Below are 26,310 nucleotides of genomic sequence, written 5' to 3'. Positions count from 1 at the left end.
CTAAAATAATCCACTTTCGTCACTGAACAAGTTATCGAGCTCTTTATCTACCTTGACACGAATTTCGTGATCAACTTTGACATTTAAGTTAATCGTTATTGGTTCTTTAGTTGCCACCTCAACCCGATGAGTACACGCACTGAGTACACTAATGGCAATTAGTGCTGTCAGCGTTTTTAGCGTTAATAACTCTCTCATTATTGGTTTCCTTTTTGTGAGTATTGCTGCTCAACTTTTTGGGTGATTTCATCACTTAAGCGTAGCGCACGTAACAGTGTAAACACGTTTTCTTCATGATTATAATTAAAGTTAACCTGCTGCTTGGCCTGCTTATTATAGCCTTGCAAATTAACACCTAACTTTAACCAACCATCATTTTTTAATGCCACACTACTTTTGAGATTCTGTATATCTAGATCTTTTAATAACCCTAATACAGGTTTAAGCGCTTGTTGCTGTTCAAGCACAGCTTCAAAAGCGGCATTGTTGGTAATTTTTAAACGTCCTTCGCCTTGGCTAAATAACTGACCATCAAGCACAGACACTTGGTTTTTATCAAAATGAACAGGGAGTGAGCCAGCTAGACGACCACTGACACTAATACCTGATTGTTCATTAAAAGTAACCAATTTACTGGCATCAATATTATCAAATTCAACATCTACAATTTGATTGGGCTGACCTACTATATAGCGCTCTATGCCAAAATTACCATCAAAAACATGCCCTTTAACATCATCTATTTGCACTTCATCATTTAACCGCCAATGCCCTGTTATATTATTAATAACCGCACCCGCTCTAAGCTCATTAATGCTAAAGGTAGTAGGTTCAACATTAAGCTGACCTGAATTATATTGACCACTAAAAATACTATCAAAGTCACTCGCGAGATAGTCGTTATAAAGCGCAGTTAATTTGCTGATCTCACCTTTAAAAGACGCTTTTTGTAAATTAATATCTCCGTGTATATGCCCATTAAACTCACCCTGAGTGAGCGTTGCTAATGGCGCAAACTGATTAATATAGCTATTTAATGGCAATATACTTTGCACCGGAAATATAACCTCAAACGGATGTGCTTGCGATGAAAAATGATGATTAACAACTAGCTCCATACCATCAACAAATGCATGGTGCGTTGCTTGTAACGCCCGACTTTGCTCTCCTGAAGAGTTAACTTTTATATTTTTCAACTGAAGTTCTGGGCTATTTATAGTCTTAATACTCGTTTTTGCAGCTAACTTAGCAAATATTTCTCCTGCGCCTAAATGTGCGCTAGCAGTAAGTGTATTGTGTATACCTGTGAGTTTATATTTTTTGTATTGTGCACTTTTAAACTGATGAGATAATGCAATTTCGGCATTACGTTTATCATCTATTTTTGCCGTAATACCTGCTTGATATTGCACAATAGAGGTATTAAAACCATCAACCTCTGCTGCACTCAGTTGTGCATTAACATGGGCAGTCGGCGTGTCATCAATAACATTGCTAATAGCAAACTCACCATTGATGTGAATGTTCTTAGCATTTATGTTTGTAAGTCTAGGCAGCTTTTTAAGCGCTAAAGCAAAGTCGCCTTGTAAATTCCCCCCTGATAACTGCGTATTAATTTTCAAGTTATCATTCACTGATTTACTTACTTGTAGTGTAATTTGCGACTGTATACTTTGTATGGGCCTTGTCGTATCTAGACGAGTATCTGTTATTGACAGCTTATAGTGCTTATCTCCCTCACTAGTTATGCTTATCGCTGGTAGGCTAAGTTGATTATTCTCAAGGTTAATATTCGCGGGCAGTGTTAATTGCCAATTCAGTGGCAGTGGTTCAATAGCCAACTTACTGCTGTCTATCAACGCTGTACAACGAGGGGCAAGCGTTAAGTTGTTATTTAGCGCTTGGGTATCAAGGATTACTGCTTTGCTATTTAAATTAACACTCGCTGCTATTTTACCTTGGCTATGCGTTTGTACTTGGCACTGTTGATAGCTATCGACATATTGCGCACTAATATCCCCCTTTAAATCGAGGTTAATACCATCAAAGTTAAATTGCTGCTGAGCATCAAAGGTTATTCTCTGAAACGAAGAGAATGCGTTATTTGCAATAAGCTTGAGGTGTGACTCATTGATCTTAAAGTTACCACTGACTAAGTTTTTTTGTAGGCGCACCGTTGCATCTATGTCGCCCTGTATTACAAATTGGTTTAGAGCAGGCTCTGAAATGCTCAATTTAAGCTCTTTACTCAACTGATTATTCACTAATAAAAGCTGCTTAATGCTAACTAATGGGCGCTTATCTAAGAGCGCTAAGTTAAGGGGCTTTGCTAAACTATTATTGCCACTACTTGATGAAGTACTTGTTACCAACTGTACTTGTTCAATTATTATTTGCTGAGTATTTGCGGTTATATTTTTAAGGGTTAATTGTTGTCCTTGGTACTGTACGCACATGTTCTGCACATGAATATTAAGTTTAGTGGTAATAGAGAAATCTAGGCAGCTTAATGTTACCCCTGCTTTTTTAAGTTCAGGAGCGATGGCCCATTGTAATAACGGTAAGCGAAATACATAACCAAGTAATAATATACTCAGTATAAGAGTGCCAATAATTAAACCAATACGCTTAAACATATTATCCTTAAATGCTTTTTAGCCATAATAATCAAAAAAGGCTGCACAAGGCAGCCTTTTTTATTTTACATCTAGATCATGAATCTAGTGTGTATAAATAGATATTTAACCTACATTTTTACGCGCATTTCTAAACATACGCATCCATGGGCTATCCTCGGCCCACTCATCTGGGTGCCAAGAGTTAGCAACCGCACGGAATACACGTTCAGGGTGCGGCATCATTACAGTTGCACGACCATCTGTTGATGTAATACCGGTGATACCTTCTGGCGAGCCATTCGGGTTTGCTGGGTACTGTGTTGTTGGATTACCGTAGTTATCAACAAACTTAACCGCTACAGTGCCGCTTGCAAGTGCAGCCTTAGTTGCCGCATCATTTGCAAATTCTGCATGACCTTCACCATGAGAAACTGCTATTGGCATACGCGAACCAGCCATACCATTAAAGAACACCGATGGGTTTTCTTGAATTTCAACCAGACTAAAGCGTGCTTCAAAACGCTCTGACTTATTAGTTACAAAGCGCGGCCAATGTTCAGTACCCGGAATTAACTCTTTTAATGTTGATAGCATCTGACAACCGTTACATACACCTAAGCTAAAGGTATCTTCACGATGGAAGAAGCTTTGGAACTGATCGCGTGCCATATCGTTAAACAATATTGACTTAGCCCAGCCTTCACCGGCGCCTAATACGTCACCGTAAGAGAAGCCACCACACGCCACTAAACCTTTAAACTGTTCAAGCGTTAAACGACCTTCTAAAATATCACTCATGTGGACATCTACCGCAGCAAAACCAGCACGGTTAAACGCAGCAGCCATTTCTAGGTGCGAGTTAACGCCCTGCTCACGTAAAATAGCCATTTGTGGCTTAGCACCTGTCGCAATGTACGGTGCAGCAATATCTTCGTTTAAGTCAAAGTTAAGTTTAACGTTTAAGCCTGGGTCTTTTGCATCAAATTTAGCGTCAAACTCTTGCTTTGCACACTCAGGGTTATCACGACGTGCTTGCATCTGATAGGTTGTTTCGGCCCAAATTGTACGAAGCTCAGTACGCGTATGATTAAGTACCGTATTTTCGCCACGGTTAAATATAATCGCATCGTCACTGTTAAGCGTGCCAATGTTGTGACTAATGGCTGCTATACCATGTTGTTCAAACACCGCATTTACTGCATCTAAATCACTGTTTGCTACTTGAATTACAGCACCTAACTCTTCGTTATAAAGCGCTTCAATATCAGAGCCTGTCAAAGTTGCTAAATCTACGGTTACACCGGTATGACCGGTAAACGCCATTTCAGCAATAGTGGTAAACAAGCCACCGTCTGAACGGTCATGATACGCAAGTAACTTACTATCAGCCACTAGCGCCTGCATAGCATTGTAAAAGCCTTTAAGTAACTCAGGGCTGTCTACATCTGGAGTAACATCACCAAGCTGCTTATAAACTTGTGCAAGGCTTGAGGCGCCCAGTCGGTTTTTACCCGCACCTAAATCAACTAATATAAGCGAAGTGTCGCCTTTATCAGTGCGCAGCTGTGGAGTCACCGTTTTACGTACATCGTCAACGCGGCCAAAGGCTGTAATAATAAGTGATAGAGGCGATGTTACTGATTGCTCAGTTGTATCATCTTCATTTTTCCATGTCGTTTTCATCGACATCGAGTCTTTACCTACAGGTATAGTTAAACCAAGTGCTGGACATAACTCTTCACCAACAGCTTTAACCGCTTCATATAAACCTGCGTCTTCGCCAGGGTGACCCGCAGCCGCCATCCAGTTTGCAGATAACTTAATGTTTTCTAGGCTACCAATATTAGCACCGGCAATATTAGTAAGAGACTCAGCCACTGCCAAGCGTGCTGAAGCGCCATAATTAAGTAATGCCGCTGGAGTACGTTCACCTAGTGACATAGCTTCACCATGGTAAGTATCATATGTTGCTGCGGTTACTGCACAGTTAGCCACAGGCACTTGCCATGGGCCTACCATTTGATCGCGTGCCACTAAACCAGTTACCGAGCGGTCGCCAATAGTAATTAGGAAGGTTTTTTCTGCAATGGTTGGTAAACGTAATAAACGCTGCGCTGCATCCGCAGGATTAATAGCATCCATATCAAGTGCAGTGCCTACTACTTGTTGCGAAGTAACATCACGATGCATTTTAGGTGCTTTACCTAGTAATACATCCAGTGGTAAATCTACAGGGCTGTTATCAAAATGACTATCCGCAACCGTTAAATGACGCTCTTCTGTTGCTTCACCAATAACTGCATATTGTGCGCGCTCACGCTTACAAATTGCTTCAAAGCGTGCAAAGTCTTCAACGCCCACAGCAAGCACATAGCGCTCTTGCGATTCATTACACCAAATTTCGTGTGGAGCCATGCCTGGCTCATCATTAGGGATATCGCGCAGCTGGAATTTACCACCACGTCCGCCATCATCTACAAGCTCAGGGAATGCATTTGATAAACCACCAGCGCCCACATCGTGTATAAATGCAATAGGGTTTGCATCACCTAGCTGCCAACATTTATCGATCACTTCTTGACAACGACGTTCCATTTCTGGGTTTTCACGTTGAACAGAAGCAAAATCTAAATCTTCGTTTGATTGACCCGATGCCATGCTAGATGCAGCACCGCCGCCTAAACCAATGTTCATTGCAGGGCCGCCAAGCGCAATCAATTTTGCGCCTACTGGAATATCGCCTTTTTGAACATGATCAGCACGAATATTACCTAAACCACCGGCAAGCATAATTGGTTTATGGTAACCACGTACTTCTTCACCATTATGGCTTGTTACTTTTTCTTCGTAAGTACGGAAGTAGCCTAACAAGTTAGGACGACCAAACTCGTTATTAAATGCAGCGCCACCTAATGGGCCTTCAGTCATAATATCTAGGGCATTAACAATACGGCCAGGCTTACCAAAATCGCTTTCCCAAGGCTGTTCAAAACCAGGGATACGTAAGTTAGATACAGTAAAGCCCACTAAACCCGCTTTTGGCTTAGAACCTCGACCGGTTGCGCCCTCATCACGGATTTCACCGCCTGACCCAGTTGCGGCACCAGAAAAAGGAGCAATCGCTGTTGGGTGGTTATGGGTTTCAACTTTCATTAAAATTTCAATGTCTTCTTGATGATACGCATATTCACCTTGCGCATTCGGGAAGAAGCGACCCGCCTTTGAGCCTTTCATTACGGCTGCGTTATCTTTATAAGCAGACAGTACATTTTCAGGATTATGCTCAAAGGTATTTTTAATCATTTTAAACAACGACTTTGGCTGTTCAATACCATCGATAGTCCAATCAGCATTAAATATTTTATGACGACAATGCTCTGAGTTTGCTTGTGCAAACATGAATAATTCGATGTCGTTAGGGTTGCGCCCTAACTTGATGAAATTTTCAACTAAGTAGTCAATTTCATCATCAGCAAGTGCAAACCCTTGCTCTATATTTGCTACGGCTAATGCTTCGCGGCCGCCACCTAAGATATCAACTGATGACATTGGGCGTGGCGCATCGCTGCGAAATAACTGCGCTGCATTTTCTAATTTGCTATGAGTAGCTTCAGTCATGCGATCATGAAGAAGCGCTGTAACCTGTGCAAGCTGTTCGGCGCTTAAATCACCCTCAACATAATATGCAATTCCTCGCTCTACGCGATGAACTTGCTTAAGCCCACAGTTATGAGCGATATCAGTCGCTTTTGAAGCCCATGGCGAAATAGTACCAGGGCGAGGCGTTACTAATACCAACTGACCCGCTGGCGCATGCTCAGCTATTGTTGGTCCATAGGTTAATAACTTCTCAAGTTTGGTTTGCTCATCATTGTTTAATGGCGATGTTAAATCGGCAAAGTGAGCGTATTCGGCATATACATTGGTGACAGGAAGTTGCGATTGTTGGCAACGCGCTAAAATTTTATTAACTCTGAACTCTGAAAGTGCTGGTGCACCACGAAGGATCAACATAAGTAATTTCACCCGGGGTTAGGGATTGAACGATATTTTAGGCGCGTATTATAGTCCAAATTACTCTCAGATTTAACTCAAAAATGCGCTTTTCATTAAATTAACTTTTTCTTTTTGTTTACACCTATTTTTTACTGGCTGCGATTAAACGGTAAGTGACGTAATCAGTAAGTTTTGTTATAACAGGAGATACGATGCTAAAGAGGCGAATATGTTGAAGATAAAGCTAATAACAATCATTACGTTAGTCATCCTTTTGTGTGCCTGTAACACACAAGAGCAGTCAACACAGCTCGCCCAAATTAAATCAGAAAATAAAATTCGCGTTGGTACACTCGCCAGTGCAAGTAATTATTATCAAGCTGTTCAAGGAGAACAAGGGTTTGAATTTGAACTCTCTCAAGCATTCGCCGACTACCTTGGGGTAGAGCTTGAAATTGTGCCCTTTTTTAATTTATCCGATATGTTCGCGCGCTTAGATAGTGGCGATCTCGATTTAATTGCCTCTGGGCTTACTTTTAACAAGGCGCGCGCCAAACGTTACCGCTATGGCCCAACTTACAGAACGATAAGTCAAAAATTAGTTTTTAAACAAGGGCGTGAACGCCCTCGTGATTTTGATGATTTAACCGGAAACTTCACCGTTATTGCTAAAAGTAGTCATTCATTAACATTAGAAGAAATAAAACAAAACAACCCAGATTTAACTTGGAATGAAACCGAAGAATTTGATGAAGAAGAGTTACTACAAGCCGTTATTGATGGGGAAATAGATTACACCTTAGCAGACTCTCATACATTAGCGTTGTTTAGGCGCTATCACCCTAACTTGAGTATTGGCTTTTCAGTTACGCGTAATGATTCAATTGCATGGATACTTCGAAAATCAAATGATGATTCTTTATACGCATTGCTAGTTCCTTTTTTTGGTGAGGCAAAACAAAACAATCAACTTTATGTACTTGAAGAAAAGTACTTTGGCCATGTACGTCAGTTTAATTACGTTAATACCTTAGCCTACATAGATGCAATAAAAGAAACACTGCCTAAATATCAACCTTGGTTTGTGCAATATGCGGGTAGCCTTGATTGGCGCTTACTTGCTGCATTGAGTTATCAAGAGTCGATGTGGAACCCACGAGCTAAGTCACCAACGGGTGTACGCGGTATTATGATGCTAACAAGGCGCACTGCAAAACAAGTCGGTGTTACTAATCGCTTAGAGCCAGAACAAAACATACGTGGCGGTGCTCAATACTTAGCAAAATTAATCAAGCGTATACCAGATAGAATCCCGCAGCCTGATCGAACTTGGCTTGCACTTGCCGCTTATAATGTTGGTTGGGGCCACGTCAATGATGCCCGCATAATTACTGAGCAACAAGGCGCTAGCCCTGATAAATGGGCTGATGTTAAAAAGCGCTTACCATTACTAGTAAAAAAACGTCACTACCGTAATACCCGCTATGGCTATGCTCGCGGTGATGTTGCAGTGACTTACGTTGATAATATTCGTCGCTATTACGATGCGCTTGTTTGGCTGGATGAAAATGACGCAATGGCAACTATACCGCCAGCAAGCGAAACAAAAGAGCAGACTATTAAACCAGATGAGGCAAATCAACGTACTAGTGATGAAGTCGAAAAAGAGAAATAAATATGCTATGAAATTTCGCGCTGAATTAGCGACATGCCAGAAAAGCAAATAGTTGTTTACTTGCAATCAATTATTCAATAATCTGGCTCAATTGTATTAAAATTTGTGTCATCACCAAGCACATAAGGATAAGTCATGCTTAAACGTAGACGTACACATCAACTTAAACGTTGTATAAAGCACTCAACTGCTACTCGCCGTCGAGTGATGTTAAGAAACTTGCATAAAAAGGTTATTTGGCGTCGCCGCATGTTCGCTATGCAACAAATGGCTGAGTTAGATGCTCTAATAGCAGCAGCTGACTAATCGCTGTTAGCAATACGAGCGGCTAGCTTTGCAGCCTTTATTTGTGCTCGACGGCGCTTAAAAAAACTCGAAATAGTCTCTGCACATTGTGTCTCTAATACCCCACCCGTTATTTCTACCTGATGGTTCAAACGAGGTTCTTGCAACAAGTTCATAATTGAACCAGCAGAACCCGTTTTAGCATCGGCTGCACCAAATACTAAGCGTTTAATTCGGCTGTGCACCAATAAACCTGCACACATAGAGCACGGCTCTAACGTGACATACAAGGTGCAATCAATTAAGCGATAGTTATTAAGCACTTTTCCGGCCTCTCTTACCGCTATCATCTCAGCATGAGCCGACGGATCATTATCAGTAATTGAGCGATTATAACCCGCACTTATAAGCTGATTATTTTTGACAATAATAGCGCCTACAGGTATCTCATCGAGTTGCTCTGCTTGTTTTGCATACACAAGGGCTTGTTCCATCCAATATTGGTCGTCAAATGGCTCTGTCATGATTATTACTTAACTATTTTTTATGCCGTAATTATACCAACTTAGCGTAATAAAATGCGTTATTGATCACTTTATTGCAAAAATAAAACATATTTAAGTGGTTTGCCATGGCTCATAAGGCGGGATTTACGCTATAATCTCACGCTTTTTTTATTTAGCTCACAACACGGGTAGCAAATGAAATTTCCTGGACGCCGCAGGCATAAACATTATTTTCCAGTGGAAGCCAAAGATCCACTGACCAATCAACTTAACGCCACAGAGCGATTACACCGCAGCTATATTACGGGGATCGATCAAATCGTTGTTGATATAGAAGCTAAGGTTGACCAAGCTTTTCTCGATGAATTTCAATTGCGCCGAGGGATGTCGCAAGTTATAGATAATGACATCACTAATGCTTTATACGATCGCTTAAAACTAAACGATATGGTCGATTACGAATTCGCAGGAGGAACCGTTGGCAACACAATGCACAACTATTCCGTACTTGCTGATGATCGTTCGGTACTATTAGGCGTAATGAGCGAAAATATAAAAATAGGCAGTTATGCTTATCGATTTTTATGTAATAACTCAAGTCGTGTAGATTTAGACTACTTACAACCAGTCGATGGCCCTATAGGCCGTTGCTTTACCTTGATTGATGAAACAGGTGAGCGCACGTTTGCTATTAGTGCTGGCCTGATGAATTACCTAAAGCCAGAGTCAATTGATAAAGAGCTAATAGAAGGCTCATCAGCATTAGTCATCAGTGCTTATTTAATGCGTACTCAAGGTGATGAAACCATGACCGAAGCGACCATGCAAGCAATCAAGTACGCTAACGATGCAAATGTACCGGTGGTATTAACTCTAGGGACTAAGTTTCTTATCGAGCAGGATCCGACATGGTGGGCTAACTTTGTAGAAAAGCATGTTGATATACTTGCTATGAACGAAGAAGAAGGCCAAGCAATTACTGGATATGAAGATCCACTTCTTGCTGCTGACAAAGCATTAGACTGGGTTGACTTAGTTATTTGTACAGCCGGTGAGAAAGGCTTATTTATGGCTGGTTTTGTTGATGACAGCTGCAAACGTGAAACAGAGTATCCATTATTACCGGGTGCCATACCAGATTTTAACCGTTATGAATTTTCACGTGCAATGCGTAAAGTTGACTGTGAAAATCCTATAAAGGCATATAGCCATACTGCTCCATTTATGGGTGGGCCTGACTCAATTAAAAATACCAATGGTGCCGGTGACTGTGCCTTAGCCGCGGTTTTACATGACTTATCAGCGAATGTTTATCATAAGTTGAATGTTGCTAACTCAGCAAAGCATCAGCAACAAGCCATTACCTACTCTTCGCTCGCACAAATTAGCAAATACGCTAACCGTGCAAGCTTTGAAGTACTTGTACAACACTCTCCTCGCTTATCTCGTGGTTTGCCTGAGCGCGAAGATTGTTTAGAACAAGTGTATTGGGATCAATAAGCTCCCATTACGCTAAACAAAGCTAAAATATAGATATATCAAGCTTTTTAGATAGCAGCTCTAATGCTGCTATTCCCGCCACTGAGTTACCAAAAGAGTTTAATCCCGGTGAATAGACTGCAACTGTAAACCTATTCGGTAACACCGCTAATATTGTTCCAGAAACACCCGATTTACCCGGCATACCAACACGATAACCAAAGTCACCCGCTGCGTCATATAACCCACTGGTAAATAACAACGAATTTAGTTGCTTGTTTTGACGACTAGAAAGCACTCGTTTTTTTGAGCTGTAATCGATCCCTTTATTGGCTAAAAAATTGTACGCCTTAGCAAGCTCGATACAATTAAGTTCTATAGCACAAAAATTAAAATACGACCAAAGCACATCATCTACTTCATTCTCAAAGTTACCAAATGATTTCATTAAATGTGCCATTGCCGCATTTCGATGCCTAAACTCATACTCTGAGTTAGCTACTTGTTTGTCTATTACAATACTTCGATTGCCTGACAAATCGCGAAATGTTTCAAGCATAGAGTGCATAGGTGCAGATAAACGACTATACAGAGCATCACAGGTAACAATCGCTCCTGCATTAATAAATGGGTTACGTGGAATACCTTTTTCAAACTCAAGCTGTGTCAGAGAGTTAAACGCCGTACCTGAAGGCTCTTTGCCAACTCTATTCCATAATTCGTCGCCATAGCGTTGCAACGCTAATGTCAGAGTCATAACCTTAGAGACAGATTGAATTGTGAAGCGTTGCTCACAATCACCGGCGCAAAAAATTTCTCCGTCCGTAGTATAAATGGCAATGGAGAACTGCTCAGGAGAAACCTCTGCCAATGCCGGTATATAATCGGCAACTTTACCCTGCGTTAGTAAAGGCTTAACCTCTTGAGTTATCTCATTTAACACTCGTTGGTAATCACTCGTTGGCAATCGACACCTCAATAATACGAAAACTAAAGTCAAATTTTAACACGTAGGATCCATAACTGCATGAGAATGTTAAGTCTATATGTTATTAGTAATATGATAGGAAGCATATACATGGTGGGATTAGCGGGCAGTCTCTTTTTTTAAGATATTAAGTAATTTATCTTTAAACTTAAAACAATAAAAAACCAGCATTTTGCTGTGACGAGGTTCTGTTATTTGGATCCAGTGCGCTCACTTATAGCGACAATACAGTAAAGTGTCCTACTATTTTGTTGAGCTCCGAGCTGTTTAGGAATACGAATGCCGTGGAGCACTGGATGTGCAAGAGCGACCACTACTGAGTTCCATATATGGTCTTGGCTTGATGTTTTACTTTATCTCAGACAACAAAAAACCCGTTACATTGCTGTAACGGGTTTCCTTTATTTAGATCCTGGTAATGTCATGGTGCCCACAGCGGTAGAAAGTCACATAGCAAATGCTACACTATCATTGTGTCGGGCGGCCTTGTGAGGGGCTCGCCTTCGCGCTGTTTTGTTTGACTACTGAGTTTGGCATGGGCTCTTGGCTATTTACTAAACCCCAGACAGCAAAAAAAACGTCACATTGCTGTAACGGGTTTCTTTAATTGGATCCTGGTAATGTCATGGTGCCCACAGCGGTAGAAAATCACATAGCAAATGCTACCCTATTATTGTGTCGGGGCGGCCTTGTGCGGGGCTCGCCTTCGAGCTGTTTTGTTTGACTACTGAGTTTGGCATGGGCTCTTGGCTATTTACTAAACCCCAAACAACAAAAAACCCGTTACATTGCTGTAACGGGTTTCTTTAATTGGATCCTGGTAATGTCCTACTTTCACATAGCAAATGCTACACTATCATCGGCGCTGTTTCGTTTCACTACTGAGTTCGGCATGGGGTCAGGTGGGTCCAAAACGCTATTGTCACCAAGAAAATTCTTTTCAATTTTCTTATTCTTAATTTTTAAATTTAAAGTCTTTCGACTAAATTTGGAGCCTGGTAATGTCCTACTTTCACATAGCAAATGCTACACTATCATCGGCGCTGTTTCGTTTCACTACTGAGTTCGGCATGGGGTCAGGTGGGTCCAAAACGCTATTGTCACCAAGCAAATTTGGGTGTCAGTCCGTATTACTACGCACTAACTAAAATTTGGAATTCTGATAATAAAGTCTTCAAGTATCTACTTTAGTCTATTAACTTCTTCGCTTGTTTCACTATCACATAAAACGCGTTTGGCGTTGTATGGTTAAGCCTCACGGGTAATTAGTACAAGTTAGCTTAATGGCTCACACCACTTCCACATCTTGCCTATCAACGTTGTAGTCTTCAACGGCCCTTCAGAGACTTTAAAAGTCTAGTGAGAACTCATCTCGAGGCCTGCTTCGCGCTTAGATGCTTTCAGCGCTTATCAGTTCCGAACGTAGCTACCGGGCAATGCCATTGGCATGACAACCCGAACACCAGCGGTTCGTTCACTCCGGTCCTCTCGTACTAGGAGCAACCCCTCTCAATTCTCAAACGCCCACGGCAGATAGGGACCGAACTGTCTCACGACGTTCTAAACCCAGCTCGCGTACCACTTTAAATGGCGAACAGCCATACCCTTGGGACCGACTTCAGCCCCAGGATGTGATGAGCCGACATCGAGGTGCCAAACACCGCCGTCGATATGAACTCTTGGGCGGTATCAGCCTGTTATCCCCGGAGTACCTTTTATCCGTTGAGCGATGGCCCTTCCATTCAGAACCACCGGATCACTATGACCTACTTTCGTACCTGCTCGACGTGTCTGTCTCGCAGTTAAGCTGGCTTCTACCATTACACTAACCGTACGATGTCCGACCGTACTTAGCCAACCTTCGTGCTCCTCCGTTACTCTTTGGGAGGAGACCGCCCCAGTCAAACTACCCACCAGGCACTGTCCGTAACCCCGATTCAGGGGCCAACGTTAGAACATCAAAACTACAAGGGTGGTATTTCAAGGACGACTCCACAAAAACTAGCGTCTCTGCTTCTAAGTCTCCCACCTATCCTACACATGTAGGTTCAATGTTCAGTGCCAAGCTGTAGTAAAGGTTCACGGGGTCTTTCCGTCTAGCCGCGGGTACACAGCATCTTCACTGCGATTTCAATTTCACTGAGTCTCGGGTGGAGACAGCGTGGCCATGGTTACACCATTCGTGCAGGTCGGAACTTACCCGACAAGGAATTTCGCTACCTTAGGACCGTTATAGTTACGGCCGCCGTTTACCGGGGCTTCGATCAAGAGCTTCTCCGAAGATAACCCCATCAATTAACCTTCCGGCACCGGGCAGGTGTCACACCGTATACGTCATCTTGCGATTTTGCACAGTGCTGTGTTTTTAATAAACAGTCCCAGCCACCTGGTCACTGCGGCTCCAATCAGCTTAGAGAGCAAGTCTCATCACCAATCGGAGCGTACCTTCTCCCGAAGTTACGGTACGATTTTGCCTAGTTCCTTCACCCGAGTTCTCTCAAGCGCCTTAGTATTCTCTACCTGACCACCTGTGTCGGTTTGGGGTACGATTCGGTATAATCTGAAGCTTAGAGGCTTTTCCTGGAAGTATGGCATCAGCAACTTCATCACCTTGGTGACTCGTCTCGTGTCTCAGCCTAACAGTAACCCGGATTTACCTAAGTCACTAGCCTACACACTTTCACATGGACTACCATCGCCATGCTTGCTTAGCCTGCTCCGTCCCCCCATCGCAATTATACCAAGTACGGAAATATTAATCCGTTTCCCATCGACTACGCCTTTCGGCCTCGCCTTAGGGGTCGACTTACCCTACCCTGATTAACATGGGATAGGAACCCTTGGTCTTCCGGCGTGCGGGTTTTTCACCCGCATTATCGTTACTCATGTCAGCATTCGCACTTCTGATACGTCCAGCATACCTCCCGGTACACCTTCAACCGCTTACAGAACGCTCCCCTACCACTCAGAATAAATTCTGAATCCGCAGCTTCGGTGCATAGTTTAGCCCCGTTACATCTTCCGCGCAGACCGACTCGACCAGTGAGCTATTACGCTTTCTTTAAAGGATGGCTGCTTCTAAGCCAACCTCCTGGCTGTCTGGGCCTTTCCACATCGTTTCCCACTTAACTATGACTTTGGGACCTTAGCTGGCGGTCTGGGTTGTTTCCCTCTTCACGACGGACGTTAGCACCCGCCGTGTGTCTCCCGGATATTACTTTACGGTATTCGGAGTTTGCAAAGGGTTGGTAAGTCGGGATGACCCCCTAGCCTTAACAGTGCTCTACCCCCGTAAGTATTCGTCCGAGGCTCTACCTAAATAGATTTCGGGGAGAACCAGCTATCTCCCGGTTTGATTAGCCTTTCACTCCTAACCACAGGTCATCCCCTAACTTTTCAACGTTAGTGGGTTCGGTCCTCCAGTTGATGTTACTCAACCTTCAACCTGCCCATGGCTAGATCACCGGGTTTCGGGTCTATACCTTGCAACTATTCGCCCAGTTAAGACTCGGTTTCCCTACGGCTACCCTAATCGGTTAACCTCGCTACAAAATATAAGTCGCTGACCCATTATACAAAAGGTACGCAGTCACCTAACAAGTAGGCTCCTACTGCTTGTACGTACACGGTTTCAGGTTCTATTTCACTCCCCTCACAGGGGTTCTTTTCGCCTTTCCCTCACGGTACTGGTTCACTATCGGTCAGTTGGGAGTATTTAGCCTTAGATGATGGTCCACCTATATTCAGTCAAAGTTTCACGTGCTCCGACCTACTCGATTTCACTTAAAATGCATTTTCATGTACGGGACTATCACCCTGTATCGTGGCACTTTCCAGAGCCTTCCATTAACACATAATAAGCTTAAGGGCTGTTCCGATTTCGCTCGCCGCTACTTTCGGAATCTCGGTTGATTTCTTTTCCTACGGGTACTTAGATGTTTCAGTTCTCCGCGTTCGCCTCGTTAACCTATGTATTCAGTTAACGATACCTGCAAGCAGGTGGGTTTCCCCATTCGGAAATCCTAGCCTCAAGTGCTTTTTACTAGCTTGACTAGGCTTATCGCAAGTTAATACGTCCTTCATCGCCTCCAACTGCCAAGGCATCCACCGTGTACGCTTAGTCACTTAACCATACAACCCAAACGGGTCTTTGTTTCGTGACAGTTTAACTTCGCCAGAAGTTAATATTGAATACTAAAGTAGATACCAATTAATCCGAAGATTAAATTGGCACTGAATGATACTGCTATCATTCTTTTTTACTTTTGAAAACTCTGTACAAATAACAAATGTTATTCATACGAATTTTATTATCAGCTTTTCCAAATTTTTAAAGAGCATATTAATTAGTTAACCCAGAGGGTAAAACTAACTAACAATCATCTGTGTGGACACTACGAACAAATAAGTTCTAAATCGTATAAGGAGGTGATCCAGCCCCAGGTTCCCCTAGGGCTACCTTGTTACGACTTCACCCCAGTCATGAATCACTCCGTGGTAAACGTCCTCCCGAGGGTTAGACTATCTACTTCTGGAGCAACCCACTCCCATGGTGTGACGGGCGGTGTGTACAAGGCCCGGGAACGTATTCACCGCGTCATTCTGATACGCGATTACTAGCGATTCCGACTTCATGGAGTCGAGTTGCAGACTCCAATCCGGACTACGACGCACTTTAAGTGATTCGCTTACCTTCGCAGGTTCGCAGCACTCTGTATGCGCCATTGTAGCACGTGTGTAGCCCTACACGTAAGGGCCATGATGACTTGACGTCGTCCCCACCTTCCTCCGGTTTATCACCGGCAGTCTCCTTAGAGTTCTCAGCATTACCTGCTAGCAACTAAGGATAGGGGTTGCGCTCGTTGCGGGACTTAACCCAACATCTCACAACACGAGCTGACGACAGCCATGCAGCACCTGTATCAGAGTTCCCGAAGGCACCAAACCATCTCTGGTAAGTTCTCTGTATGTCAAGTGTAGGTAAGGTTCTTCGCGTTGCATCGAATTAAACCACATGCTCCACCGCTTGTGCGGGCCCCCGTCAATTCATTTGAGTTTTAACCTTGCGGCCGTACTCCCCAGGCGGTCTACTTAATGCGTTAGCTTTGAAAAACAGAACCGAGGCTCCGAGCTTCTAGTAGACATCGTTTACGGCGTGGACTACCAGGGTATCTAATCCTGTTTACTCCCCACGCTTTCGTACATGAGCGTCAGTGTTGACCCAGGTGGCTGCCTTCGCCATCGGTATTCCTTCAGATCTCTACGCATTTCACCGCTACACCTGAAATTCTACCACCCTCTATCACACTCTAGTTTGCCAGTTCGAAATGCAGTTCCCAGGTTGAGCCCGGGGCTTTCACATCTCGCTTAACAAACCGCCTGCGTACGCTTTACGCCCAGTAATTCCGATTAACGCTCGCACCCTCCGTATTACCGCGGCTGCTGGCACGGAGTTAGCCGGTGCTTCTTCTGTCAGTAACGTCACAGCTAGCAGGTATTAACTACTAACCTTTCCTCCTGACTGAAAGTGCTTTACAACCCGAAGGCCTTCTTCACACACGCGGCATGGCTGCATCAGGCTTGCGCCCATTGTGCAATATTCCCCACTGCTGCCTCCCGTAGGAGTCTGGGCCGTGTCTCAGTCCCAGTGTGGCTGATCATCCTCTCAAACCAGCTAGGGATCGTCGCCTTGGTGAGCCATTACCTCACCAACTAGCTAATCCCACTTGGGCCAATCTAAAGGCGAGAGCCGAAGCCCCCTTTGGTCCGTAGACATTATGCGGTATTAGCAGTCGTTTCCAACTGTTGTCCCCCACCTCAAGGCATGTTCCCAAGCATTACTCACCCGTCCGCCGCTCGTCAGCAAAGTAGCAAGCTACTTCCTGTTACCGCTCGACTTGCATGTGTTAGGCCTGCCGCCAGCGTTCAATCTGAGCCATGATCAAACTCTTCAATTAAAAAGTTTTATGTCTTTCGACAGCTCAATGAATTCTGAATTTATTTAATATCTTTCGATATTGAATTGACTGTGCTGCAATTCCTACCTAAGTAGTTATTGCTGTTGGTCACTCAGTTTCAATTGAGACTCTAAATTTGTTTGCCTCACTTAGTAAACCAAGCTTGGCTGTTAGAACTCAATCTGTACGAGTGCCCACACAGATGATTGCTTTATATTGTTAAAGAACGTTGCGATTAAAGCGTTAAACTTTATCTCGCTAGGGCTGCGCATATTACGCTTTCCTATTTTTTTGTCAACACTTAATTTTTAGTTTCTTTTAAAAGATTTAAAAGCTAAGTTTTACTCGACTCACTGAGTAGTGCGTGCCCCGCTATGCGTTGCGCTCTGCCGTCTCAGTGGGGTCGCATTATAGGGCGAATCGATTTTAACGCAAGCGTTTTCAAACGCTTTTTTGCATTTAATTCTTACCCCAAAGATACCCCACTCAGACACACAAGATACCCACAAAACCCTGTGGATAACCTTGCTTTTACCCTGCTATTCTAACGCAGAAACAAAAAAGCACCTTAACATAGGTGCTTTTTATAGAGAGTTTATCTTAATCGTTAATACAAAATGCTATAAAGCTTGCGACGATATTTAGCAGCTAGCGCATCGCCATCTGGTAAAGATGCAATAACAGCCAAGAAGTTTGGTTTGGCCTCATCATAATTCAGGTCTTTTTTAAGAATAGTAAAGAGTGCTTCTAATGCTTCTTCTTTTCTTCCTGCTTCATTGAGTAGATTACTTAGCTCCATTTGTAACTCGAGCTCATTAGGATGTTTTACTACCCTTTCTTGCAGTGCTTTTATTTCAGGTGAATCGGTTGCCTCTAGTGCAGCCACGCATTTAGCTTTAATGTTATTAAAGTATGCATCTTGATCTTGTGCTTCTATTGTTTCTATTAATGCAGCTGCTTCATCGAGTTTGTGAATCTGTATACATATATCTGCAAGCACTAATTTAATTCTCGCATTACGACTATCCAATTCGTACGCTTGCTTGGCGTAATTAAATGCGGCATTTAAATCACTATTAATAAGTGCTTGCTTGGCTTGCTCTAATAATAGGTCTTGTTGCGCAGGTAAGTGCTTAGATAATGCATCACGTACCTGGCTTTCTGTTTGTGCACCCGCTAATACATCAACTGGAGCTGAGTCTTTTAACAACACTAAAGTAGGCAAGGTTTGTAAACCAACTTGCTGGGCAAGTTGAGAGGCCAAGGCTTGCTCTGCATCACAATCTAAGTTTGCAACAACTATATAGTTATTATATTCAGCAGCTAGCTTATCTAAAATAGCTGCTTGGCTAATACATTCTGGGCTTTGTGGCGAAAAAAAGTTAAGTAGTACTAACTTTTGTTGTGATGTTTCACCTAATACTTGCTGAAGATTTTGTGCGTTAAGATTAACTATATTGCTCATTGAATTATTGCCATGTTCATCTATTTAGGTTTTTATATGGTGATGAAGATAATAATTACAAGACATGTGTCTAAATCATTTAAGACACACATACTATATAAATGAGGGAAATATGAAATTAGCCTATGCGAGTGCACTGTGTTTACTAGTTAGCCCACTATTAAGTGCGCAAACACTCAAGTTGGATCTCGATAAAAGTATGCCAGCAATAGAAAAGCTTTATCTAGATTTACACCAGTCACCTGAACTGTCTTATTATGAACAACAAACCGGTAAAAAAATGGCTACGCAACTTCAAAAGCTAGGGTTTGATGTAACCGATAACGTTGGCGGTTATGGCGTCGTAGGTATTTATAGAAATGGCCAAGGCCCTACCGTTATGATTCGAACTGATACTGATGGCTTACCAATCACAGAACAAACTGGCAAAGCATACGCATCAACTGTTACCACGATAAATGAACAAGGTAGCGAAGTCGGTGTTATGCATGGTTGTGGTCATGATATTCATATGAGTTCATTTATAGGCACCGCACAACAACTAATTAAAAATAAACAGTCGTGGCAAGGTACTTTAATGATGGTTGCGCAACCTGCTGAAGAAGTTGGGGGTGGTGCAAAAGCAATGCTGAGTGAGGGATTATTTAGCAAATATGCAAAACCCGATCATATTATTGCTTTACATGTCAGTGCCAGTGTACCGGCAGGAAAAGTTGCTCTGAAAAATGAGTACACTATGGCAAGCGTCGACTCAGTTGATATTTCAATAAAAGGCAAAGGAGGCCATGGAGCCTATCCTCATACGACTGTAGACCCTGTGATTATTGCTGCTCGCACCATTTTGGCATTACAAACTATTACAAGTCGTGAATTATCTCCTTTGGAACCATCAGTGATTACTGTTGGCTCTATCCATGGCGGCTCAAAACACAATGTAATTTCTGATGAAGTAAAACTACAACTTACTCTGCGTAGCTATAACCCAGACGTTAGAAACGCGCAAATTGCTGCAATTAAACGCATCACCGCAGGTATTGCACAAAGTGCAGGTCTAGAAAAAGCGCTCTATCCAAAAGTGTATGTTCATGAAAGTGAGTCTATTCCATCTACTTACAATAACCCGGAGCAAACCAATATAGTTAGGAGTGCTATTGCTGATGCAATTGGCGCAACTAATGTACTGGAAACAAAGGCGGTTATGGCTGGTGAAGACTTTGGCTTGTATGGTAGAACAGATGAAAACCTACCTATTACATTATTTTGGTTAGGCGGAGTTAACCAACAGCAATATACAAATGCGATGAAAAATAACGAAACACTCCCTTCATTACATTCAAGTAAATTTGCTCCCGATTATAAAGTAGCGCTTCCAACTGGAATAACAGCAATGAGTAATGCGGCTGTAGCATTATTCAATCAATAACCTTGAACGTTATTTTTAAGCCCCGCGATTAATTTACCGCAGGGCTTTTTTTGTAACTCGACTTTTTATACGGCGCTTTTTTTGTACGTTTAGCAAAACGCTTTTTAGGAGATGTTTTTGGCAAATTTGCAAACACATCACTATCACAGTTGGTTGCTTGGTTTACAAAATTAGTTAAATCAGCAAGCAAAGGCTGTATAAACTGCTGATAACTCATTGCCTGCTGAGCTATATCTCCTAAACTCGACTCCCATTTTGCGGTTAAATCGGGGCTTGATAACCCCTCAGGTAATACACTTATTAGGGCCAGGCCTGTTTCAGTTGCTTTAATTGCTTTTCCTTCACGTTTTAAAAAGCGACGTTTAAATAATAGTTCAATGATGCCTGCACGAGTAGCCTCAGTACCAAGACCATCTGTCTCTTTTAATATTTTTTTGATTTGCGAGTCTTTTACATAACGGCTAATCCCGGTCATGGCTGCAAGTAAGGTTGCATCAGTAAAATGAGCAGGAGGAGTTGTATGCTTTTGCACCACCTCACCTTTAATACAGGTAAGTGCCATGCCTTTTTCTAAATGAGGCAATGTCGCCTCTTCTTTAAGTTCTGACTTACCCATAAGTAATTTAAAACCTAAACTTACATCTTGTTTTGCATTAGCCCTAAATAAACCACCGGCTAGGGTTACCTCAACTTTGGTTTCGTTGTATATGTAGTCAGGATAAAACTGAATTAAATAATGTCGACTTATTAACTGATAAATTTTTGCTTCATCATTGGCTAAACTCACACTTTTTAACTGTTTAGCTGTCGGTACAATCGCGTGGTGAGCTACAACTTTTGAATCGTTAAAACATTTACTTCGTTTTTTTGCATCTGCTCCATTAACAAATTCTGCTTTTTGGCCTCCATTTACTGCAATCGCTTTTAGTATCGCAGCTGCATCTTGGTGATGATCTTTTGGTAAATAACGATTGTCTGAGCGCGGGTAAGTAATTAACTTATGACGTTCATATAAAACCTGGCAAGTATCGAGCACTTGCTGTGCTGGCATACCAAAAGCTTTAGCAGCATCTATTTGTAAAGCAGATAAATTATAAGGAAGCGGTGCGGTTTGCTTTTTTTGCTTTTGCTCAAGTGCAGTTACACTTGCTGGTTGATTAGCGATACGAGAAGTGACATTTTCAGCTAAAGCTTTGTTAAGCACTCTGCCCTCTTCATCTTGATATGGGGCGCATGCTTTACTTGGTAGCCACTTAGCAGTAAAGGCATCATTCTGGGGGGTAACTAAATGAGCAAGTACTTCAAAAAAGGGTTTTGATACAAAATTTGCGATCTCGTTATCGCGATTAACGACTAGACCCAAAATAGGTGTTTGCACTCGCCCAACCGACAACACATTACCAAATCCCGCTTTTTGCCCCGCTAATGTGTATGCACGCGTCAAGTTCATGCCAAACAACCAATCAGCACGAGACCGCGCTAAAGCAGAAACGCTCAAAGGAATAAAGTCACGGTTAGCACGCATACTATTTAGTGACTTTTTAACTGCCGTTAAGTTTAAGTCACTGATCAATAAACGCTGAATATTTTGTTTTTTTGCTTGGCTGATTTTTGCTTGTTCTATAACTTCATCAACTAATAACTGGCCTTCACGGTCAGGATCGCCAGCATGTACAAGTGTTGTTGCTTGTTTGATTAGCTTTTTTAAAATAGTGAGTTGTTTACGAGTTTTAGGCTTTGCTTTAAGTTGCCAATGCTCAGGCACAATAGGTAAATGTTCAAACTGCCACTTTTTAAAACGCTCATCATAGTCATCGGGTTCTGCTTGCTCGAGCAAATGACCTATGCACCAAGATACGCAATCACCATTTGCCACTTCAATATAGCCATCATGCTTTTTATGCGGTTTAGGAAGTGCGTCTGCAATAGCGCGACCCAAAGAGGGTTTTTCAGCAATATAAAGTTTCATAACCAAGCCTCAACACTGTTCATATAAACAGTAGTCTAGCATATCATTTTAAAACGAGGGGTATTTTTGTCGTTATAAGCTTAAAGCTTTATTTCGCTTATTAACAAAAATATATAAAAGAGGCAGGTAGCATACAACCACAGTAGCAATATTTATTAAAGGCATAAACGTTTGATACATAACAGTGCTATAAGATAAATCCCAAAGGTGGCGGTCGACTAAACGAAATAATTGCAAAATAGGGGCACCAATAACCACAAGTTGACCCAGTACACACTGCCATAAATGCACTTTATCTTTCAGACCCCAATAAGCAATTAGTGCCATCCAAGTAATATCTGTTAATGCCCATACAAGATAACGGTATACATAAATGCCATCATCAAACGCCATTAAACTTGAGTAAGTTAGAGTGCCAAATAAGAAAAAAGCAGCGGTAATAGCAGCAAACCTTAAGGCTAAATAATCCTTAAAGATAAAAAATAACAAAATAGCTGGGCTCAAAATAAGAACCCAGCTTTTACTTAATATACTGACGAAGTACAAAAACCATTCAGGCAAACTAAAAAACCTTACTTAACTTTTTTATCTTCGTCTGTACCATCGCCATTACCAGGCATACTACAAAATTTATTTAACATACTAACTTCTTCTTTAATTACATCTGTTAAGAGAAGTGCATTCTATGCTAAAAAAGGGACAAAACCAATAAACTCTATCTAATATCAATAGGATCTGATTCTTTAGCCTTGCCTTGTAAGATTGATATTTCCACTCGGCGGTTACGTCTTCGGTCTTCACGGGAGTCATTCGGTACTAAGGGTCTGGTTTCTGCACGTCCTACCACCATCATGCGGGTCTTATCAAAACCAGCAACCTTTTGCAGTTCACTTGCTACCGCAACAGCTCGTTTAGAGGATAAATCCCAGTTATTAATATAAAGTTCATTAGAAACTTGAAAGTCATCAGTGTGACCGGAGACGGTGATTTCACCTGGCACATCTTTTAATAACCGGCCAATATCTTGAATGATAGGTTTAAACTGGGGTTGTAAAAACGCACTGCCCGATGGAAACGAACCATTTTCTCTAATACGAATAATGATTTGCTGCCCTAATGACTCAAGCTCAATAGCTCCATCAATAATTTGCTTTTCAAGCTGTTGTGCAATTTTTTTAACTAAGTCATTTATTTGCTCTTGATCGGCAGCAGAAACTGCAGGCGCTGAAGCAACTTCCTCAGAGGTGCTGCTTGACTCCCCGCCTCGTTTTTCGCCACGTTGTTCTTGGCGTCCGCCAGCTGAGCTTTCATCGCCCGCCTGAAACTCTAGCATTTGCTGAGTCATTTCTACTGTTTGCTGCTGAATAGTTTCAATGGGGGTCGGCTCAGGCTTACCTGGAGTAAACTCCATCGCAATAACCGAGGTGCCTTTTGGGATATCTTTAACTTCAATTTTATTTTGCACACCAAAAGCAAACTTCATAGAGCCTGCAATTTGCTTAAATTTAAGCACATCCATTTCAGAAAACGCGAGTAAGAGTACAAAAAAGCACATTAATAGCGACATTAAATCGGCAAATGTCCCCATCCATGCAGGTAAGCCTGGGGGTGGGCATTTACACTCTTCATCAGACATAATTATTCCTCAGTGTTTACCGCGCGTTTTGACTCTGCCAAATAATTTTTCAAGATCCCTTCGATAACTTTAGGGTTTTGGCCATCTTGAATACCTAGTACCGCATCCAAAATAAGTCGCTGGTTCATTGCTTCTTCGTCTTTACGCAATTCAAGTTTTACCTGAATAGGAATAGCGACAACATTCGCCAAAAATGCCCCATATAACGTTGTTAATAAGGCGACCGCCATTGCTGGACCGATTGCTTTTGGGTCATCCATATTTGATAACATAGCCACCAAACCGATTAATGTACCGATCATCCCCATTGCAGGAGCAATATCACCTAACGATTTGAATAAGCTTGCACCCATTTCATGACGAGTTGTTGTGAGGGAAATATCTTTTTGTAATGTTGCACGCACTACATCTGCATCATGTCCATCTACAAGCATATCAACGCCTTTGCGCATAAATGGATTTGGAATTTCAGCCTCTTCTAATGCTAAAAAACCACCTTTACGGGCAGAGTCAGCAAGTTCGACAGCTTTCTCTATTAACGCTTCAGGGGGTTCAATTTTAAACATAAACGCTTTTGCACAAACCTTACCAATGCCAAAAAATTGCGACATAGTAAAGTTAGATAAAACGATAAAAAGGGAACCACCAAACACAATAACCACTGAAGGGGTATTGTAAAACATAGCGACTTCACCGCTACTACTCATAAACATGGACATGACAATTAAGCCAATTGCGCCAAGGATCCCAATAATGGTTGCTAAATCCACATTCCCTCCAAAGGTTTTATATTTTTTCTTCGCAAGCGTTGTTATTAATTGTTTATCGGCAAGATACTGAAATACTTAAGTGATTTTTATGATAACCGAAAAAGTTAAGCGCTCATCTATTTTAGATCAACTATCGCAATCTATCTAACACTCAATTTTAAACATGTTAAAAAATAACTAAGAAGCGCAATAAAACCCAATTAACAGCATTTATCTATCAAAAAATCATATCATTCTTTGACCTAGTTTAGCATTCCCCCTAAAATTGGCGTCTAAATTTATTATGTAAGTTGAAAATAAAGATGGCGACTAAAAAACCTGAAAATTTAAGTTTCGAACAAGCACTAGAAGAGTTAACAACAATTGTCAGTGAAATGGAACAAGGTGATTTATCGCTTGAACAGTCTTTAAAGCAATTTGAGCGCGGTATTGCATTAGCCAGTGCGTCTTCTGGCAAACTTCAACAAGCCGAACAAAAGGTGTCGATATTAATGGGTAATGACGAAAAAGCACCGCTTACTCAATTTGATAACGATATGGAATAATTGTGAGCATAAAAGAACAAATAAAGCTCGCTCAAGATGACGTAGCTAATACGCTCAATCTTTATTTCGAACAACCTCTTGAAAGCGACAACACCATAAAAGAAGCTACTCATTATAGTTTAATGAATGGCGGCAAGAGACTGCGCCCATTTTTAGTTTATACCACAGGTAAAATGCTCGGTGCTGAAAAACGTGATTTAGATGTGCTGGCAGCAGCGATAGAATGCATTCATAGTTATTCATTAGTCCATGACGATTTACCCGCTATGGATGACGATGATTTACGTCGTGGCCGTCCTACATGTCATATTGTATATGGTGAAGCACAAGCTATTTTAGCAGGTGACGCACTGCAAACTTTGGCTTTTGAGCTTATTGCTAAGCATAAATTTAAATGCTCAACAGAAGCTCAGTTAAAAATGATTGCCGAATTAGCCCACGCTTCTGGATTGCAAGGAATGGTTGCCGGACAAGGGCGTGATATTGCAGCAACCGATAAACTGATTACGGTTGACGAATTAGAACGTATTCATAAACTTAAAACCGGCGCATTGATAAACTGTGCAATTACTTTGGGCGCACTCTGTGTCCCTAATATTAGCCAACATACTTTAGATAACTTATCTACTTTTGGGTATGCTATCGGGCTGGCCTTTCAGGTTCATGACGACATTTTAGATGTTGAGGGCGACACCCTGACTTTAGGTAAGCCTCAAGGGTCAGATATTGCAGCGAATAAAGCGACATACCCCGCTTTATTAGGTATGCTAGGTGCTAAGCAAAAAGCACAGAATTTGATACAACAAGCCCATGAGGCGTTAGCCAATATTGACGCAGATACGACCGACTTAGCGGCATTGGCAAACTATTTAATTGAACGTGACCATTAAACATGGCTAAAACGTACTAACTCTTAGAACAAATTATTACTGAATATTAAGTCGCCTCTTAAACCTAGCTTTTTGAGGGAGTTAATGTTAGCGAAGGATATATAAAAA

The 26,310-nt window shown here is 41.9% G+C and carries 16 protein-coding genes and 4 rRNA genes; 6 read left to right on the top strand and 14 right to left on the bottom strand.

Annotated elements, in window-relative coordinates; all coding sequences use genetic code 11:
• From B1F84_RS03680 to purL, 3 genes are all read right to left on the bottom strand, one after another.
• Entirely contained in the window at positions 1-198 is a 198-nt protein-coding gene (locus B1F84_RS03680; protein WP_076920161.1) for a YnbE family lipoprotein, read from the bottom strand.
• Entirely contained in the window at positions 198-2,636 is a 2,439-nt protein-coding gene (locus tag B1F84_RS03675) for a YdbH domain-containing protein (protein ID WP_131690603.1), read from the bottom strand. The genes B1F84_RS03680 and B1F84_RS03675 overlap by 1 nt, the downstream gene beginning before the upstream one ends.
• 105 nt (positions 2,637-2,741) lie before the next feature.
• A complete protein-coding gene (gene purL / locus B1F84_RS03670) occupies positions 2,742-6,632 on the bottom strand; it encodes a phosphoribosylformylglycinamidine synthase (protein ID WP_131690602.1) in 3,891 nt (1,296 codons plus the stop codon).
• Between the two features lie 211 nt (positions 6,633-6,843).
• Here purL and mltF point away from each other — a divergent pair, with 211 nt between their 5' ends.
• Entirely contained in the window at positions 6,844-8,289 is a 1,446-nt protein-coding gene (mltF, locus tag B1F84_RS03665) for a membrane-bound lytic murein transglycosylase MltF (RefSeq protein WP_076920158.1), read from the top strand.
• Between the two features lie 135 nt (positions 8,290-8,424).
• On the top strand, positions 8,425-8,595 hold the full coding sequence (locus tag B1F84_RS17925) for a hypothetical protein (RefSeq protein WP_008115566.1): 171 nt from the start codon (positions 8,425-8,427) through the stop codon (positions 8,593-8,595).
• On the opposite strand, the gene tadA is transcribed toward B1F84_RS17925, so the two are convergent.
• Positions 8,592-9,098: a tRNA adenosine(34) deaminase TadA gene (gene tadA, locus B1F84_RS03660; RefSeq protein WP_008115564.1), complete on the bottom strand. Its 507-nt coding sequence runs from the start codon at positions 9,096-9,098 to the stop codon at positions 8,592-8,594. The two genes, B1F84_RS17925 and tadA, sit on opposite strands and share 4 nt — an antisense overlap.
• Positions 9,099-9,275: 177 nt before the next feature.
• On the opposite strand from tadA, the gene B1F84_RS03655 reads away from it, so the two are divergent.
• Complete coding sequence (locus B1F84_RS03655; RefSeq protein WP_036985324.1) at positions 9,276-10,580, top strand: inosine/guanosine kinase; 1,305 nt, start codon at positions 9,276-9,278, stop codon at positions 10,578-10,580.
• A 22-nt stretch (positions 10,581-10,602) separates the two neighbouring features.
• Here the strand turns inward: B1F84_RS03655 and glsB are convergent, their stop codons facing one another.
• The 6 genes from glsB to B1F84_RS03625 all read right to left on the bottom strand — a co-directional run bounded on the left by glsB (position 10,603) and on the right by B1F84_RS03625 (position 18,969).
• Entirely contained in the window at positions 10,603-11,526 is a 924-nt protein-coding gene (gene glsB / locus B1F84_RS03650; protein ID WP_131690601.1) for a glutaminase B, read from the bottom strand.
• 836 nt (positions 11,527-12,362) lie between these two features.
• Positions 12,363-12,477, bottom strand: a 5S ribosomal RNA gene (rrf, locus tag B1F84_RS03645).
• Positions 12,478-12,540: 63 nt separating this feature from the next.
• Positions 12,541-12,655: ribosomal RNA gene (gene rrf / locus B1F84_RS03640) — 5S ribosomal RNA — on the bottom strand.
• 136 nt (positions 12,656-12,791) lie between these two features.
• Positions 12,792-15,678: ribosomal RNA gene (locus tag B1F84_RS03635) — 23S ribosomal RNA — on the bottom strand.
• A gap of 290 nt (positions 15,679-15,968) precedes the next feature.
• Positions 15,969-17,504, bottom strand: a 16S ribosomal RNA gene (locus tag B1F84_RS03630).
• The 16S, 23S and 5S rRNA genes sit together here, the layout of an rRNA operon.
• A 607-nt stretch (positions 17,505-18,111) precedes the next feature.
• Positions 18,112-18,969, bottom strand: coding sequence for a tetratricopeptide repeat protein (locus B1F84_RS03625; RefSeq protein WP_131690600.1), 858 nt, complete (start codon positions 18,967-18,969; stop codon positions 18,112-18,114).
• 112 nt (positions 18,970-19,081) lie between these two features.
• Between B1F84_RS03625 and B1F84_RS03620 the strand changes: the two genes are divergently transcribed.
• Entirely contained in the window at positions 19,082-20,392 is a 1,311-nt protein-coding gene (locus B1F84_RS03620) for an amidohydrolase (protein WP_131690599.1), read from the top strand.
• Positions 20,393-20,420: 28 nt separating this feature from the next.
• On the opposite strand, the gene B1F84_RS03615 is transcribed toward B1F84_RS03620, so the two are convergent.
• The 4 genes from B1F84_RS03615 to pomA form a co-directional block, all read right to left on the bottom strand.
• Entirely contained in the window at positions 20,421-22,361 is a 1,941-nt protein-coding gene (locus B1F84_RS03615) for a DNA topoisomerase III (RefSeq protein ID WP_131690598.1), read from the bottom strand.
• Positions 22,362-22,433: 72 nt separating this feature from the next.
• Positions 22,434-22,922: a hypothetical protein gene (locus tag B1F84_RS03610; protein ID WP_131690597.1), complete on the bottom strand. Its 489-nt coding sequence runs from the start codon at positions 22,920-22,922 to the stop codon at positions 22,434-22,436.
• Between the two features lie 154 nt (positions 22,923-23,076).
• A complete protein-coding gene (locus B1F84_RS03605; protein ID WP_075170368.1) occupies positions 23,077-23,997 on the bottom strand; it encodes a flagellar motor protein MotB in 921 nt (306 codons plus the stop codon).
• A 2-nt stretch (positions 23,998-23,999) separates the two neighbouring features.
• Positions 24,000-24,767 carry a flagellar motor protein PomA gene (gene pomA / locus B1F84_RS03600; RefSeq protein WP_008110202.1) on the bottom strand — a complete coding sequence of 256 codons (768 nt, stop codon included), beginning with the start codon at positions 24,765-24,767 and terminating at the stop codon, positions 24,000-24,002.
• A gap of 302 nt (positions 24,768-25,069) precedes the next feature.
• On the opposite strand from pomA, the gene xseB reads away from it, so the two are divergent.
• Positions 25,070-25,312, top strand: a complete 243-nt coding sequence (xseB, locus tag B1F84_RS03595; RefSeq protein WP_008110204.1) for an exodeoxyribonuclease VII small subunit — start codon at positions 25,070-25,072, stop codon at positions 25,310-25,312.
• Between the two features lie 2 nt (positions 25,313-25,314).
• Positions 25,315-26,202, top strand: a complete 888-nt coding sequence (gene ispA, locus B1F84_RS03590; RefSeq protein WP_131690596.1) for a (2E,6E)-farnesyl diphosphate synthase — start codon at positions 25,315-25,317, stop codon at positions 26,200-26,202.
• Positions 26,203-26,310: the final 108 nt, after the last annotated feature.

The sequence above is a fragment of the Pseudoalteromonas sp. DL-6 genome (assembly GCF_004328665.1).
In the GTDB taxonomy this organism is placed as follows: domain Bacteria; phylum Pseudomonadota; class Gammaproteobacteria; order Enterobacterales; family Alteromonadaceae; genus Pseudoalteromonas.
This window is presented reverse-complemented; position numbering and strand designations above follow the sequence as displayed.

Excerpts from the sequence above, each read along its gene's own strand:
- B1F84_RS17925 (WP_008115566.1), top strand. The coding sequence starts at position 8,425 with ATGCTTAAACGTAGACGTACACATCAACTTAAACGTTGTATAAAGCAC.
- purL (WP_131690602.1), bottom strand. The coding sequence starts at position 6,632 with ATGTTGATCCTTCGTGGTGCACCAGCACTTTCAGAGTTCAGAGTTAAT.
- B1F84_RS03675 (WP_131690603.1), bottom strand. The coding sequence starts at position 2,636 with ATGTTTAAGCGTATTGGTTTAATTATTGGCACTCTTATACTGAGTATA.
- tadA (WP_008115564.1), bottom strand. The coding sequence starts at position 9,098 with ATGACAGAGCCATTTGACGACCAATATTGGATGGAACAAGCCCTTGTG.
- B1F84_RS03605 (WP_075170368.1), bottom strand. The coding sequence starts at position 23,997 with ATGTCTGATGAAGAGTGTAAATGCCCACCCCCAGGCTTACCTGCATGG.
- B1F84_RS03615 (WP_131690598.1), bottom strand. The coding sequence starts at position 22,361 with ATGAAACTTTATATTGCTGAAAAACCCTCTTTGGGTCGCGCTATTGCA.
- B1F84_RS03620 (WP_131690599.1), top strand. The coding sequence starts at position 19,082 with ATGAAATTAGCCTATGCGAGTGCACTGTGTTTACTAGTTAGCCCACTA.
- mltF (WP_076920158.1), top strand. The coding sequence starts at position 6,844 with ATGTTGAAGATAAAGCTAATAACAATCATTACGTTAGTCATCCTTTTG.
- B1F84_RS03625 (WP_131690600.1), bottom strand. The coding sequence starts at position 18,969 with ATGAGCAATATAGTTAATCTTAACGCACAAAATCTTCAGCAAGTATTA.
- B1F84_RS03655 (WP_036985324.1), top strand. The coding sequence starts at position 9,276 with ATGAAATTTCCTGGACGCCGCAGGCATAAACATTATTTTCCAGTGGAA.
- xseB (WP_008110204.1), top strand. The coding sequence starts at position 25,070 with ATGGCGACTAAAAAACCTGAAAATTTAAGTTTCGAACAAGCACTAGAA.
- B1F84_RS03680 (WP_076920161.1), bottom strand. The coding sequence starts at position 198 with ATGAGAGAGTTATTAACGCTAAAAACGCTGACAGCACTAATTGCCATT.